At 74.0% G+C, this 14759-nt stretch carries 12 protein-coding genes; 8 read left to right on the top strand and 4 right to left on the bottom strand.

The features are described 5' to 3' along the window. The first annotated feature begins 97 nt into the window (after positions 1 to 97). The 8 genes from ACIBF7_RS34165 to ACIBF7_RS34130 all read left to right on the top strand — a co-directional run bounded on the left by ACIBF7_RS34165 (position 98) and on the right by ACIBF7_RS34130 (position 8071). Positions 98 to 1723 carry a TIGR04028 family ABC transporter substrate-binding protein gene (locus tag ACIBF7_RS34165; protein WP_397198999.1) on the top strand — a complete coding sequence of 542 codons (1626 nt, stop codon included), beginning with the start codon at positions 98 to 100 and terminating at the stop codon, positions 1721 to 1723. Next, positions 1724 to 3136 carry an ABC transporter permease subunit gene (locus tag ACIBF7_RS34160; RefSeq protein WP_397198998.1) on the top strand — a complete coding sequence of 471 codons (1413 nt, stop codon included), beginning with the start codon at positions 1724 to 1726 and terminating at the stop codon, positions 3134 to 3136. Further along, a complete protein-coding gene (locus ACIBF7_RS34155) occupies positions 3133 to 4686 on the top strand; it encodes a dipeptide ABC transporter ATP-binding protein (protein ID WP_397198997.1) in 1554 nt (517 codons plus the stop codon). The genes ACIBF7_RS34160 and ACIBF7_RS34155 overlap by 4 nt, the downstream gene beginning before the upstream one ends. Then, positions 4683 to 5675, top strand: a complete 993-nt coding sequence (locus ACIBF7_RS34150; protein ID WP_397198996.1) for a putative FMN-dependent luciferase-like monooxygenase — start codon at positions 4683 to 4685, stop codon at positions 5673 to 5675. Before ACIBF7_RS34155 ends, ACIBF7_RS34150 begins: the two co-directional genes overlap by 4 nt. Further along, positions 5672 to 6256: a CMD domain protein gene (locus ACIBF7_RS34145; protein WP_148031496.1), complete on the top strand. Its 585-nt coding sequence runs from the start codon at positions 5672 to 5674 to the stop codon at positions 6254 to 6256. The genes ACIBF7_RS34150 and ACIBF7_RS34145 overlap by 4 nt, the downstream gene beginning before the upstream one ends. Before the next feature lie 91 nt (positions 6257 to 6347). Then, a complete protein-coding gene (locus tag ACIBF7_RS34140) occupies positions 6348 to 6914 on the top strand; it encodes an alkylhydroperoxidase domain protein (RefSeq protein ID WP_397198995.1) in 567 nt (188 codons plus the stop codon). Further along, positions 6911 to 7525, top strand: a complete 615-nt coding sequence (locus tag ACIBF7_RS34135; protein WP_397198994.1) for a VOC family protein — start codon at positions 6911 to 6913, stop codon at positions 7523 to 7525. Before ACIBF7_RS34140 ends, ACIBF7_RS34135 begins: the two co-directional genes overlap by 4 nt. 15 nt (positions 7526 to 7540) lie before the next feature. Next, on the top strand, positions 7541 to 8071 hold the full coding sequence (locus ACIBF7_RS34130) for an OsmC family protein (protein ID WP_148031498.1): 531 nt from the start codon (positions 7541 to 7543) through the stop codon (positions 8069 to 8071). A gap of 663 nt (positions 8072 to 8734) precedes the next feature. Here ACIBF7_RS34130 and ACIBF7_RS34125 read toward each other — a convergent pair. The 4 genes from ACIBF7_RS34125 to ACIBF7_RS34110 are packed head-to-tail and all read right to left on the bottom strand — an operon-like array spanning position 8735 to position 14757. Beyond that, entirely contained in the window at positions 8735 to 11179 is a 2445-nt protein-coding gene (locus ACIBF7_RS34125) for a hypothetical protein (protein ID WP_397198993.1), read from the bottom strand. Next, positions 11176 to 12873: an ABC transporter permease subunit gene (locus tag ACIBF7_RS34120; protein WP_397198992.1), complete on the bottom strand. Its 1698-nt coding sequence runs from the start codon at positions 12871 to 12873 to the stop codon at positions 11176 to 11178. The genes ACIBF7_RS34125 and ACIBF7_RS34120 overlap by 4 nt, the downstream gene beginning before the upstream one ends. Beyond that, positions 12870 to 14081: a hypothetical protein gene (locus tag ACIBF7_RS34115; RefSeq protein WP_397198991.1), complete on the bottom strand. Its 1212-nt coding sequence runs from the start codon at positions 14079 to 14081 to the stop codon at positions 12870 to 12872. Before ACIBF7_RS34115 ends, ACIBF7_RS34120 begins: the two co-directional genes overlap by 4 nt. Further along, on the bottom strand, positions 14068 to 14757 hold the full coding sequence (locus ACIBF7_RS34110) for an ATP-binding cassette domain-containing protein (RefSeq protein WP_148031502.1): 690 nt from the start codon (positions 14755 to 14757) through the stop codon (positions 14068 to 14070). The genes ACIBF7_RS34115 and ACIBF7_RS34110 overlap by 14 nt, the downstream gene beginning before the upstream one ends. Positions 14758 to 14759: the final 2 nt, after the last annotated feature.

Below are 14759 nucleotides of genomic sequence, written 5' to 3'. Positions count from 1 at the left end.
CCCTCTCATCCGGGGGCACCCCCAGATATTTCATGCTTTTCCAGTAGGTTATACTTGTTTTCGTCTCCGTTCCGTTCCCTCGAAGGGCGATTTCCCCATGTCACGATCCAGACTGCGATCCACAGCCGTGGCCGGCGCCGCCATGCTCGCCGTCGTGGGGCTGCTCGGCGCCTGTGGCGGGGCGGGCCCCGCCGGGGCGGCCAGGGCGGCGGGCGAGCCGGTCTACGGCGGCACCCTCACCTACCTGGAGCACCAGCCGCCGACCTGCCTCTACCTGCCGGCCGCGGGCTTCTATCCCAACGGCGGCATCCTCAACCAGATCACCGACAAGCTCACCTGGCAGAACCCGGAAACCCTCGAGATCGAGCCGTGGATCGCCACCAGGTGGGAGGTCAGCGAGGACGCCACCTCCTACACCTTCCACCTGCGCGACGGCGTGACGTTCAGCGACGGCACCCCGCTCGACGCGGAGGCCGTCGCGGCCAACTTCGACGTGTACGGCCTCGGCGACGAGAAGCTGAAGCTCCCGGTGGCCGAGTTCGTCAACAACTACGAGCGCAGCGAGGTCGTCGACCGGCTGACCGTGCGGTTCCACTTCGCCAAGCCCTCGCCCGGCTTCCTCCAGGGCACCTCCGTCATCGGCGCGGGCCTGGTCTCCAAGAAGACCATCTCGCTGCCGTACGAGGAGCAGTGCCAGCTCAAGAACATCGCCGGCTCCGGCCCCTTCACCGTCAAGCACCAGGTCGTCGACAAGGAGGTGCACCTGGCCGCCCGCGAGGACTACGACTGGGCGCCGCCCTCCTCCGAGCACCAGGGCCGGGCGTACCTGGACGAGATCAAGATAATCGTGACGCCGGAGGACAACGTACGCGTCGGCGCCCTCACCTCCGGGCAGGCCGACTTCGTGCGATACGTCCAGGCGTACGACGAGGAGACCGTCAAGAGCGCCGGCTTCACCATCTACGCCGAGCCCACCAGAGGCGTCAACAACGGCCTCTACCTGCGGCCGGGCAACAGCATCCTGAAGGACCCCGACGTCCGCCAGGCCCTGCTGGCGGGCACCGACGCCCGCGAGGTCGTCGACACCCTCTTCACGCCGAGCTACCCGGTCGCCACCTCGGTGCTCAGCCACCTCGCCCAGGGCTACGTGGACCTGTCGCCGCGGCTCGCCCACGACCCGGACAAGGCCAACGCGCTGCTCGACAAGGCCGGCTGGGCCCGCGGCGCCGACGGCGTCCGCGAGAAGGACGGCAGGAAGCTGCGGCTCGGCGTCTTCGTCGCCGGCCCGCAGCCGCTGTCGAAGCAGACGCTGGAGCTGATCGGCCAGCAGTGGGCCGAGCTCGGGGTCAGGCTGGAGATCCGCCCCGCCGACGCCGGCACCCAGGCCGTCGACATCAAGGACGCCGAGAAGACGCCCCTGCAGCACTCCATGGTGGGCCGCGCCGACCAGGACGTCATCAAGAGCCACTTCCACAGCGAGAACCGCGACGCCATCCTGTCCGACGACGAGAAGCTCGACCGGCTGCTGGCCGAACAGTCCGCCGAGCCCGACGTCGCCGCGCGCAACGCCAAGGTCGGCGAGATCCAGCGTTACGTGATCGACCAGGCCTACGCCATCCCCCTGTTCGAGGAGCCGCAGGTCTACGGCGGCGCCCCGCACGTGCACGGGATCGCCTTCGAGGCCGTGGCCAGGCCCTGGTTCTACGCGACCTGGAAAAGCTAGATGACCAGATACGTCCTGTTCAGGGCAGGTCAGGCGGTCCTCGTGCTGTGGGCGGCCTTCACCGCCGCGTACGTCCTGCTGCGGCTGCTGCCCGGCGACTCCATCCTGATCAAGTTCCAGAACCCCGAACTGGGGCTGTCGCCGCAGCAGATCGCGGAGATCCGCGCCCACTACGACGGCGGCGCCTCCGCCCTGGCGACCTACCTCGACACCCTGTCCGGCTTCCTGCGCGGCAGCCTCGGCTACTCGATCGACACCGGCACGCCGGTGACCGAGCGGCTGGCCGAGGCACTACCGGAGACGGCCAGACTCGCCTCGGCCGGATTCGGGCTGGCGGTGCTCATCGCGGTCGCCATCGCCTTCGCGGCCGCCTCCAGCAGGTCCTCGTGGATCAGGGGCGCGCTGCTGTCGGTGCCGTCGCTGTTCGTGTCCGTGCCGGTGTTCTGGCTGGGCATCCTGCTCATCCAGGTGTTCTCGTTCCGGCTGGGCCTGGTGCCCGTCATCGGCGGCAGCGCGGCCCAGCAGCTCATCCTGCCGGTGCTGACCCTCGCGGTGCCCATCTCGGCGCCGATCGCCCAGGTCCTCGCCCGCGCCGTCGACCAGGTCAGGGCCCAGCCGTTCGTCCCCGTGGTGGCGGCCAAGGGCGCCTCGCGGCAGTGGATCCTGTGGCGGCACGTCGCACGCAACGCGACGCTGCCCGCCCTCACCATGGCGGGGCTCGTCTTCGGCGAGCTCATCGCCGGCTCCGTCGTCACCGAGACGGTGTTCGGCCGCAACGGCATCGGCCGGCTCACCGAGCAGGCCGTCAACGCGCAGGACACGCCGGTGATGCTCGCCGTCGTGGTGCTCGCCGCCGTCGGCCTCCTGCTCGGCACCCTGCTCGGGGTGCTGGCCGGCTCGGCCGGCGGGCTGGCCGACGACGCCGTCATGCGGCTGGTAGACGTCCTGCTGTCGGTGCCGGGCCTGCTCCTGGCGCTCACGGTGATCATCCTGCTCGGTCCCGGCACGGTCAACGTGGCCATCGCGGTCGGCGTCGGATCGGTCGCGGCCTTCGCCCGCCTCACCCGGTCCGAGGTGGTACGGGTGCGCCGCACCGACTACGTGGAGGCCGCGTTCGGCAGCGGCGGACGCTACCCGGCCGTGCTCTGGCGGCACGTGCTGCCCAACTCGCTCGGGCCGGTCGTCGCCCTGGCCGCGCTGCAGTTCGGCCTGGCCATCCTCGCCATCTCCACGCTCGGCTTCCTCGGCTACGGCGCCGAGCCGCCCACCCCCGAATGGGGGCTGCTCATCGCGGAAGGACGCAACTACCTGGCGACGTCGTGGTGGCTGACCACGCTGCCGGGCGCCGTCGTGGTCGCCGTCGTGCTCGCGGCCGGCCGGATCAGCCGCTCGATCGGAAAGGACACCCCATGAGCCTGCTCGACGTACGCGATCTCGCCGTCTCCTACGACGGGCGGCGCGCGGTGGAGGGCATCTCGTTCACCGTCGATCCGGGCGAGGTCGTGGCCCTCGTCGGCGAGTCGGGCTCCGGCAAGTCGACCACCGCGCACGCCGTCATCGGCCTGCTGCCCGGCAACGCCACCGTCGACCGGGGGCGGATCCTGCTCGGCGACGCCGACCTGGCGACCTGGTCCGCGCGGCGGATGGAGGCGCTGCGCGGCGCCCAGATCGGCCTGGTGCCGCAGGACCCGGCCAACTCGCTGAACCCCGTCAAGACCATCGGCGCCCAGGTCGGCGAGGTCATGCGCATCCACGGACGGGGCGACCGGCGGGAGATCCGGCGGCAGGTCGTCGAGCTGCTCACCCGCGTCGGCCTGCCCGACCCCGAGACGCGGGCCCGCCAGTACCCGCACGAGCTGTCCGGCGGCATGCGCCAGCGGGTGCTCATCGCCATCGCGATCGCCCTGCGGCCCAGGCTCGTCATCGCCGACGAGCCGACCAGCGCGCTGGACGCCACCGTGCAGCGGCGCATCCTGGACCTCGTCGACGACCTGCGCGCCGAGTTCGGCACGGCCGTGCTGCTGGTCACGCACGACCTCGGCGTGGCCGCCTCCCGCTCCGACCGGCTCGTCGTCATGAAGGCCGGCCGCGTCGAGGAGCAGGGCCCCACGGCCGCCGTCCTCGCCGCCCCCGAGGCCGCATACACGGCGAAGCTCCTGCGGGACGCGCCCGCCCTGTCCGTACGCGAGTACCGGGAGGCGGAGCCGGCCCCGCGCGAGCCCGCGATCGTGCTCCACGACCTCGTCAAGGAGTTCCGGCTCGGCCGGCGGCCGTTCCGCGCCGTGGACCGGGTCTCCTTCGAGGTGCCGCGCGGCACCACCCACGCGCTGGTGGGGGAGTCCGGTTCCGGCAAGACCACCACGGCGCGCATGGTGGTGCGCTTCACCGAGCCCACCTCCGGCACCGTGACGATCCCCGGAGCCGGCGAGGGCCGCCGGTTCCGCCGCCACGTGCAGCTCGTCCACCAGAACCCGTACGGCTCGCTCGACCCGCGCCAGTCCGTGGCCGAGATCGTCGCCGAGCCGCTGCGCAACTTCCGGCTCGGCGACCGCGCGGCCCGCGCTGCCCGGGTCGCCGAGTTGCTGGACCGGGTGGCGCTGCCGCGCGACCTGGCCGGGCGCCGGCCCAGGGAACTCTCGGGCGGCCAGCGCCAGCGGGTCGCCATCGCCCGCGCGCTGGCCGTCGAGCCTGGCGTGCTCGTCCTCGACGAGGCCGTCTCCGCCCTCGACGTCACCGTGCAGGCCCAGATCCTCGACCTGCTCGAACAGCTCCAGCGGGACCTGGGGCTGACCTACCTGTTCATCTCGCACGACCTCGCCGTCGTGCGGCAGATCTCGCACACCGTCTCCGTCATGAGCGAAGGACGCATCGTGGAATCAGGCACCACCCGGCAGGTCTTCACCGAGCCCGGCGACCCCTACACCCGTGAGCTGCTCGCCGCGATCCCGGAGCCGGTGCGATGAGGCTCGGATTCTTCACCCGGCTGCTCGACGACGTGCCGCCGGGTGAGCGCTACCGGCTCGCCGCCGAGCAGATCCGGCACGCCGAGGCCGCCGGCTTCGACACCGCCTGGGTCGCCCAGCACCACTTCGACGGCGACGAGGGCGGCCTGCCCGCGCCCCTGGTCTTCCTCGGCCACGTGGCCGCCACTACTAGCCGCATCCGGCTCGGCACCGGCATCATCACGCTGCCGCTCGAACACCCGGTGCGGGTGGCCGAGGACACCGCCGTGCTCGACCAGCTGACCGGCGGCCGGCTCGAGGTCGGGGTGGGCAGCGGCGGCACGCCCGCGTCGTTCGCCCCGTTCGGCCACGACAGCGCCGGCCGGGCCGCCCTCTACGCCGAGCACCTCGCCGTGCTCATCGCCGCCTGGTCCGGCGCGGACCTGGGCGGCGGCAACCGGCTCTACCCGCCGGCGCCGCGACTGCCCGGCGCGGTCTGGGAGGCGACGTTCTCGGCCGCGGGCGGCGCCCGCGCGGGCCGGGCCGGGCACGGGCTCATGCTGTCGCGCACCCAGCCCAGGCCCGCCGACCGGCCGCAGGCGACCCTCGCGGAGATCCAGCGGCCCATCGTCGACGCGTACCACGACAACCTGCCGCCCGGCGCCGTCCCGCGGATCATGGCGTCACGGACCGCGTTCGTGGCCGACAGCAGGGCCGAGGCGCTGCGCTGGGCCGAACGCGGGCTCGGCCGCGGCAGGCTGCCGTTCGAGCTGCCGGACGGCGGCCTCGACACCCGGATCGCCGCCTTCGACGTGCACGTCGGCACCCCGCAGGACGTCATCGACAGCCTGCGCGCCGACCCGACCCTCGACCGGGCGACCGACCTGGTCCTCCAGGTCCACTCGGTCGACCCGCCGCACCCTCTCATCCTCCGCTCCATCGAGCTCCTCGCGACCGAGGTCGCCCCGGCGCTCGGCTGGACCCCCGCCCAGGAAGCGAGCCGCACATGACCGCCGACGTCATCGACCATCTGGCCGGGGTCGCGCCCGGGTCGCCGCTCGACGGGCTGCGCCGTCGGCGGCCCGCCGCCCGTGAGCACGCCCAGCGCTCCTTCGACGCGCTGTTCGCGCCCGGCTCGGAGACCGAGGTCACGCTCGTCGAACGGGACGCGGTCGCGGCCTTCGTGGCCGGGCTGCACCGTGACGACCCCGCCGTCCGCTTCTACGCCGACCGGCTGGCCGAGCTGGCGCCTCGCCTGGCGGACACCGTACGGGCCGAGACCGCGGCCGGACTCACCACCGGACCGTACGGGATCGACCCCGCCGTGCCTGCCGACGGCGCCGAGGGACTCCGCTACCGCGTACGGAATCCCGGCGCGCTGGGTGTCCGCCTCACCGCTGCGTTCGAGCACACCCACCTGCTCGTGTTCCGGCCGCGCGAGGCGAGCCGGGAAGCGCTCGGCGCGCTGGAGAAGGCGGGCTGGAGCACCACCGGCATCGTGACACTCTCGCAGCTCGTCGCCTTCCTCAGCTTCCAGATCCGGGTAGCGGCCGGGCTGCGGCTGCTCGGCCGTACGGAGGTGGCGGCGTGAGTGTCGTAACGAAGAACCGGGTCGATCGTGCGGGGGTGGCGGGCGTGGATGTCGTGACGCTGGAGCGGCTCGATCGTACGGAGGTGGCGGTATGAGCGGTTTCACGCTGGAGCGGCTCGGGTGGGCGCCGTGGCTGGAGCCGCTGAGCGCGGAGGAGCTGACCGACGAGCACCATGAGGCGCTGGTCGACCGGGCGCGCGCCGCGTCGCCGTACTTCCTGCTGCTCGCACGTGACCCGCACGTGCTGCAGGCGCGGACGCACACCGACAACGACATCTTCCACAACACCGACGGCGGGTTGCCGCGCGCCGAGCGCGAGTTGGCGGCCACCGCCACGTCGCGCCGCAACGGGTGCGTGTTCTGCGCGTCGGTGCACGCTCGGTTCGCCGCCCACTACGCCAAGCGGCCGGACGACGTGCGGCGGCTGCTCGACGAGGGCGTGCAAGCGCCGCAGGACGGCAGATGGCGGGCGATCATCGACGCCTCGGTGGCGGTCGCGGCCACCCCGGGCGAGCTCGGCGCGGCCCACGTCGAGGCGCTGCGCGCGGCCGGCCTCGACGACCTGGCCATCAGCGACGTCATCCACGCCGCCGCGTTCTTCAACTGGGCCAACAGGCTCATGCTCTCGCTCGGCGAACCCGTCAAGGAGGACCAGTGACCATCGACCACCTCGTCTACGCGGTGCCCGACCTGAAGGAGGGCGTCGCCGCCTTCGCCGCGCTGACCGGCGTCGAACCGGTGGCGGGCGGCAGCCATCCCGGCGGCACGGCCAACCACCTCGTCGGCCTCGGCTCCGGCCGCTACCTGGAGATCATCGGCCCCGACCCGGATCATCCGGGTGCCCGGCCGCGCGCGTTCGGCCTGGAGAACCTGCGCGAACCCCGCCTGGCCGCCTGGGCGATCAGGCCGGACGACCTCGACGAGGCCGTCCGGAGGGCGCGCGGGAAGGGCTACGACCCCGGCGAGGTCCAGCCGCTGTCCCGGCGCACCCCCGGCGGCGTCCTGCTGGAGTGGCGGCTCACCAGGCGGGACGATCCGGCGGCGGTCAGGCCGGTGCCGTTCCTCATCGACTGGGGCGGCACCCCGCACCCGGCGGACTCCGGGCTGCCACAGCTGGAGCTGGAATCCCTGACCGCCTCCCACCCCGACCCGGACGCCCTCCGCCGCGACCTGGCCGCCGTCGGCGCCTCGCTCGACGTCACACAAGGCCCCGAGCCCGCGCTCCGCGCCGTCCTCACCACCCCGCTCGGCCCCATCACTCTGCACTGAACCGGAAACGAGAGCATGAGCACCCTTCGCGAGTACCTGTCCCAGAAGCGCGCCGCCCTGCTGGCCCGCCGCGCCGCCCCGGTCGGCGGCCCGGTGCCCCTCCACGCGCACGTCACGGCCGAGGGCCGGAGCGGTGTGCGGCGCATCCGCATCCGCGACCACCGGATCCTCAGCGACAGCGGCCCCGACTTCGCCGGCTACGACCTCGGCCCCGGGTCACCGGAGCTGCAGGCGGGCGTGCTGGGCAGTTGCGTCACACACATCTTCCTGATCAAGGCAGCCGAGCTGGAAGTGCCTCTGGACGCCCTGGAAGTGGACGTACGGGCCTCGTACGATCCCAGAGCCCAGCAACCGGGCGAGAGCGGCGTCCCGGTCCACCCGTACGGCTTCCGCTACGAGGTGCTGATCGACTCGCCCGCCTCCGACGAGGAACTGGACCGGCTGCACGCCGAGGTGGAGCGAGTGTGCCCGATACTCAACCTGCTCCGCGCCCCACAGCAGATCACCGGCACGATCGTACGATCACACCCCACCGCGGCGGCATGACCACCTCCCGATCGCCTCACCCGGGCGGCACGCGACCGTGAGATCGGCACCCGCGCCCCCAAGCGCCGACCACGCCCCCGGAGCACCTGCCGGTCCAGAGGACCAGACGCGTTCCCGAGCGCACCCGCGCCTGCTGATCCCGAGGATCAGGCGCGCTCCCGAGCGCGACCGCGCCTCCAGTCGCGCCTGCTGATCTCAAGGCTAAGGCGCGTTTCCGAGCATCACCGCGCCTGCGGAAGCGCCTGCCGGCCGCGAGGGGCAGGCGCGTCCGGCCTGGGGTGAGCGCCCGCAAGCGCTCGCGGACGTCGCCCGCTCGATCTGCCTCGCCTGCGGGGAGAGCCTGCTTGTCACAAGGACCAGGCGTGCTCCTGAGTGCCACCACGCCTCCAGGCGCCTGCTGATCCAGAGGATCAGGCGCGTCCGGCCTGGGCCGAGCCCTCACAGGTGCTCGCGGACGCCGCCCGCTCGGTCTGCCTCCTCAGATCTCCTGTGCCAGTTGTGGCTGTCGTGGGGCACGAGCGAGGTTCCGGCGTGTGCGGGTGTTTGTGGCTGTGGTGGGGCTGGCTTGGTCTGTCCTCTCAGGTTTCCGGTGTCTGCAGGTGGTTGTGGCTGTGGTGGGGGTCGCTCGAACTGTCCCCGCAGATATCCGGCGACGGTAGGGGGTCACGATGGGGCTGGCGGATGGGGTTCGGGTGGTTGGAGGCGGTTGCGGATCTCGGTCACCTGCCGGGGTTCGGCGATCCCGTCCCAGGGCGCGAGCGCCGCCAGGCCCGCCGCGCGGTGCTGGCCCGCCTCGGCGCGGCAGAGGGCGGCCAGTTGCAGGTGGGCGAGTGCCGTGGTGAGGCCTTCCGGTGGCAGTCGCGGCTCGGCCTCCCGCAGGAGCGCGACCGCTTCCCGTTCCAGCGCGACCGCCTGGGCCGGCAGGGCGGACGCCTCCTCCAGCACCGCCACGGCCTCACGTTCCAGCCGCGCCGCCCGGTCCGGGTGCGCCGCCGCCTCCCGTCTGAGCCGCGCCGCCTCTCCGGCCAGCGCCGCGGCCCGGTCCGGGAGGGCGGCCGCTTCCGCCGCACAGGCCGTCGCCCGCTGCACCCGGCAGCGGGCCCGGCCGATGTCGTCCGCCGTCCGCTCGTACAGCCGCTCGGACTCCTTCCAGTGCTTCATGGCGTCCCGAGCGTGGTCCAGCTGCCAGTGGGCGAGCCCCAGCAGCTCGTGGGCGTGCGCCCGCGTGCGCTCGTCGGCGCTCTGCTCCGCCTGGTGCAGCGCCTCGAACAGGACGGCCCGCGCGTCCGCGTACAGGCGCCGCGCCTCACCGCCGTCCAGCGGCTGGGCGCGGCGCATGAGCAGCGCGGCCACGTTGACCAGCCTGATCGCGTGGCCGGCCGTGTCACCGTGGGCGAGCGCCTGCCCGTACCGGACCAGGGCGGACTCCACGGCGGTGAACTCGTCGCCGGAGGCGAGCAGGATCGTCGCGTGCGTCAGGTGCAGCTCGGGCGGCCACGCCTCGACCGCGCCCCACGCCGCCGCGGCCCGGTTGAAGTGCTGGCGGGCCTTCTCCGGATTGCCGAGCGTGATCAGCGCCTTCGCCTGACGCAGCTCGGCCGCCGCCCGTACGCGCTCGTCGCCCAGCTCCCACGCCGCCCAGGCGAGCAGGGCGGCCGCCCGCAGCCGGTCCTCGTGCCGCTGCTCCAGCGCGAACCAGGCCTCCAGCGCCGCGCCGATGCGGCCGAGCGCGCGTGCGGTCTTGCGTACGGGCTGCTCGCGGGCCAGCACCTGCAGCAGCACCCGGTCCTCGGCGGCGAACCAGGCGCCCGCGCCCGGATCGTCGGGCAGCAGGGAGGCGTACGCCTCGGCCTGGGCGGCGAAGTGCTCGACCAGCCGCCGCCAGGCCGCGTCGTCGGCCGAGCCGCTGTCGTGGAACGCGCCGATCACCCGGACGCGCGTCATGCGCACGTTCTCGACCAGGCCGCGCCCGGACAGCTCGGCGATGGCGTCGTCCGCGGACGGCACGCCGAGCAGGGCCGCCGCCGCCCGATGGTCGACCTCGGCCACCGGCAGGCCCGCCAGCAGCACGAACAGCCGCTTGGCGGCCGGGTCCACCCCCTGCATGCTGCGCTGGAGCACGAACCTCAGCCTCTCGTCCACCGGCAGCCGGCTCAGGTCGTCGACCAGGGCGGCGAGCGTCACACCCGGGTTCCGCGCCAGCCACCGGCCGAGCTTGACGATCTCCGCGGGGCTGCGCACGCACGCCTCCACCAGTGACCGCAGCGCCAGGGGGTCGCCGGTCACCCGGTCGTCGCGGACCTGCGCGGCCAGCAGCGCCTCCCCGTCCTCCGCAGAGAGCGGGCCCACCTGGACCGGTTTGATGTGCTGGGGCAGCTCTCCGGCCAGCTCGCCCGCGATCACGATGTGCGCGTCCGGCACCCGGGGCGGCAGCCACGCGACCTGGCTCCAGGTGCTCACGTTGTCGAGCAGCAGCACCCGGTCCCTGCCGGAGAGCGCCTCCTTGATCAGCGGCGCGGCGTCGTGCGGCTCCTGGATCAGGCCGGGCTGGCTGCCGAGCGCGCGCAGCACCCGCTGGGCCACGCTCAGCTCGGTCTCCGGCCGGTCCCGGTCGGGGCCGCGCACGTCCACGTACCGCTGCCGGCTCTCCTCAGGGGCCAGCTCCCAGGCGGCGTGCACGGCCAGCGTGGACGTGCCCGTGCCGGTCCCGCCCTGCACCACCACGACGCCGCTGTCGTGCGACCGGTCCACCACCTCGCGCACCTTGTCCCCCCGCCCGAGCAGCGGCTCCACCCGGTCCGGGAAGGACATCTGCCCGCCGACGGGCAGCGGCGGCGGCGTCTCGCGGGCGCGCAGGCGCCGGGTGAGGTGCGTGCCGAGCCCCGCCACGACGGGCGCGACGATCGCGAGCGGGATGAGCAGCGACGCGGGGAGCACCGCCACCACGGCGTCGATCGCCTTCCCGCGTAACTCGTCCTGCAGGAGGAGCACCAGCTCACCGGCCGTCACCAGCCCGGACAGGCCGAGCTCGGGCAGGTGCGCCCGCGCCTGCCGGGAGGTGCGGTCCAGCCAGAAGCGCAGCCGCTCCTTGCGCGACATCCCGGTCATGCGCGCACCCCGCCCGTCAGCCCGCGGTACAGCAGGCGCCTGGTGACGATCACCAGGGCCACCGGCACGGCGGTCGCGATCACCGACTGGGCCGCCAGCGTCCCGGCCGTGCTCATGAAGTGGCGATTCTGCTCCAGCAGGATCAGCGGCAGATGGTCGCCGGCCGGCCAGTTGAGCAGCAGCCCGACCAGCGTGTCGTTCCACACCAGCACGAACGCCAGCACCCCGGCCAGCACCACCGACGGAGACCCCTCGCGCACCGCGTGCACGAGCGCCCACCGGTGCCGGGCCATCACCGGCGCCCGCACCCGCGCGAACCCCCGGTGCAGCACCAGCACGGCCAGCGGGATGACCAGCGCCGCGTGCACGGTGACCAGCGCCAGGGTGGAGCCGACCAGCCGGCTGAGGGACTCCTGCAGCGGCACCGCGAACGCCTGCGGCGGCAGCGCCGCCAGCGCCACCGCCACCAGGAGCACCGGGCGCCAGGCCCTGCGGGGCACCAGGTGCTCCTGTGCGAGCACGTACGCGGCGGGGACCGCGGCCAGCAGCACCAGCGCGACCACCACCACGGTGCGCACCAGCGTCGTCAGCAGGGCGCCGGTGAACCCGCTGTCGGCGAGCGCGTCCCCGTACGAGCGGAGGTCGGCCTGGATGTGCCACCATCCCGACACGGCCGCCGCCTCCGGAGCGCGCAGCGAGGTGAGCACGAGCACGACGAACGGCAGCAGCCAGAGCGCCGCCAGCGGTCCCATCAGCAGCCGCCGGCGCGAGCGCCGCCCGTGCGGGGCGGCCCGCTGTTCCGGCCAGGTCACCTGCCGGCGCAGCCCGGCCAGCGCGGGCAGCGCGAGCAGCCCGACCAGCACCGACAGCAGCACGGCGAGCGCGGCGGCGGGCCCGGTGCCCAGGTCGCTGTGGTGCCGCCACCAGAACTGGCCGCCGGGCTCCACCCACGGCTGCATCGAGCCCGGCGCCCCCATCAGCACCAGGTCGAACACCCGGGCCGCGGCCACCACCGCCAGCAGGTACGCCAGCGACGCCGCCCCGGCCAGCGACGGCAGCACGATCGACCAGATCTGGCGGCGCCGCTCCAGCCCGAACGCCTGCGCCATCCGCAGCAGGCTCGCCGGCATCCTGGCCAGCGCCTCGTGGAAGACCAGGAACGCCACCCCCGACCACTGCCACAAGAACGCCAGCCCCAGCACCAGCCAGATCCAGCCGAGCCCGAGGAAGGCCACGTCGGCGCCGAACGCCGCCAGCACCGCGTTGACCGCGCCCCGCTGCGGGTTGGTGTCGAACAGCAGGCGGAAGATCGCGCCGGTGGTGAGCGGCGAGACCACCGCCGGCAGCACCAGGACGACGCGGAGCACGCCGCCGAGCCGTGGGCCGACGTCGCGTGCCAGCCAGGCGAGCCCGAACCCGGCGGCGCACACGAGCACGGCCAGCCCCAGCCAGACCAGCGAGTTGCCGAGCGCCCGCAGCACGTCGGGGTCGGCGAGCACCCGGTAGTGGCCGAGCCCGTCCGACAGGCTGATCAGCACCGTGGCGGCCAGCGGCGCGAGCAGCACCCCCGCCGCGAGCAGGACCGCCAGGAGCAGGTAGCGGGCCGCCCGCCAGCGGCCGATCCCGTGCTGGGCCGCCGGGCCCCGGGTGTCGTGGTGCGGCGCCACCTCGTACAGGAACGCGTCCTCGCTCACGCCGCCCCCTTGCGGGCCGTCGCCACCAGCCGGGCGGCCGCCGCGGCGGCGGCCGCCGCCGGACGCTCCCGCGTCACGGTCGCCGCGGTGAACAGGTCGGTGAGTATCAGCCACAGCCCCCGCCCGTCGCCCCCGGCGAGCGGGCCGGTCAGCCGGTCGGACAGGTCGTACCGCGCGTTCCGCGCCTGGACGAGCTCGCTCGCGGGTCCCCGGAGCCCCGGCGGGGACACCTCCGGCGGGATGTGCGGAGCCAGGAACCCGCCCTCGCCGGCCCACGCCTCCAGCGGAGCGGGCCGGTCGGGGCCCGTCAGCCAGGTGACGAACGCGGCCGCGTCCGGGTCGCCCGCGTTCAGCGCGAGCGCCACGTCCCCGCCCACCACCAGCGGCGGCCCGGCGGCGGCCGAGGCGGCGGGGAAGCGGAAGTGCGCGGCCGTCACGCCCGCCGCGCCGTAGCGGGCGATGACGGGCCAGGCGAAGTCGGGCGCGGCCACCAGATCGGCGGTGCGGTAGGTGAACACGTCCAGGATCGAGTCGTGGAACTGCAGGGTCAGCGCCCGGCGGCCCTGCTCCGCGGTCATGCCCGCCTGCCAGACGGCCGCCAGCAGCTCCAGCGCCTCCGCCACCTCGGCGGACCCCCACAGCTCCGCCTGGGAGCCGAGCCCGGGGTACGTGCCGGGGCTGCGGGCCAGCAGCACGTTCTCGAACCAGTCGCTGAGCATCCACCCGTCGGCCGCGCCGATCGACAGCGTGCCCCGGGGCCGCGTCCACGCGTCGAGCGTCTCGGGAAGCGGGAGACCGTGGTCGTCGCGGTGCCACACCAGCGACTTGTGCGCGATCTTGAACCAGGCGCCGAGCACCCGGCCCGGCACCGGCGACACCAGCCGCCGCCAGAACTCCGGCTGGGGCGGCGGGTCCTCCAAGGGCCTGATCCCGGCCCGGATCCCGGGCTCGTACAGCATGCCGAGCCGGGGGATGACGGCCACGTCCGGCGCGACCTCCGTCGACGGCCCGCGCAGCAGGGCGGCGATGTTGTCGCCCGCCGAGTAGACGGTGACCGTCCGGTGCGGGTAGTCGCGCGCCACGGTGAGGAACCGGCGTAACTCGTCGCCGCTCCACACCACCGCGACCCGCAGCGGCCTGGTCCCGGCGCACCCGGCGGCCAGCCCGGCGGCGGGGATCGCCGCGAGGAACCGTCTACGGCTGAGCACCCGCCACCTCCTCGTCGGTCACGTCCCAGTCGGTGACATCCCAGAACAGCGTGGGAGGCGCGAGGCTCGCCACGCGGGTGCGGTCGTCGGTGATCACCAGCACCGCCAGCCCCGGGTCGGCGCTCAGCGCGGCGCTCACCGCCGCGTGGCACGGCCCGAACCCGGTACGGTCCTCGATCACCACCACCTTGACCGGGCGGTGCCGGCACAGCACCCGGGTCAGCGCGACGGCCAGCCGCTCGTCGTGCGCCAGCTCGTGCGGCCGGGCGTGCAGGAACCCCTCGATCTGCGTCCGCCTGGCCATGTACGCGACCCGCCCTTGGACCCGGGCGCTGGCCCGCTCGTCGAAGGAGGTGAGCACGAGGTTCTTCTCGACGGTCAGGTGGGGGAGCAGCCCCGCGCCGGCGGGCACCAGCCCGATCTCGCGCTCCCACGTCGCCTGCGTGACCTGCTCGCCGCCGATGGTGATCACCCCGTCGTGGCCCCAGGACAGGCCGAGCAGGAAGTCGGCGACCAGGTCGGCCTCCTCGGCGTCGTGCGCGACGAGCACCGCCGTCTGCCCGGACCGCACGGCCAGCGGGTCGGGCGTCAGGCCGCGCGGCCGGCCGTCGGCCTCCCAGTGAAGGCCTTTCACCCGTACGAGCGGCTCCCGGGCACTGCTCTCTGTCCCGTCCACCA

Origin of the sequence: Nonomuraea sp. NPDC050478, from assembly GCF_044458265.1 — a bacterium.
Lineage (GTDB): Bacteria > Actinomycetota > Actinomycetes > Streptosporangiales > Streptosporangiaceae > Nonomuraea > Nonomuraea ferruginea.
The sequence above is the reverse complement of the archived record's forward strand: the minus strand, read 5'-3'. Positions and strand labels throughout refer to the sequence as shown.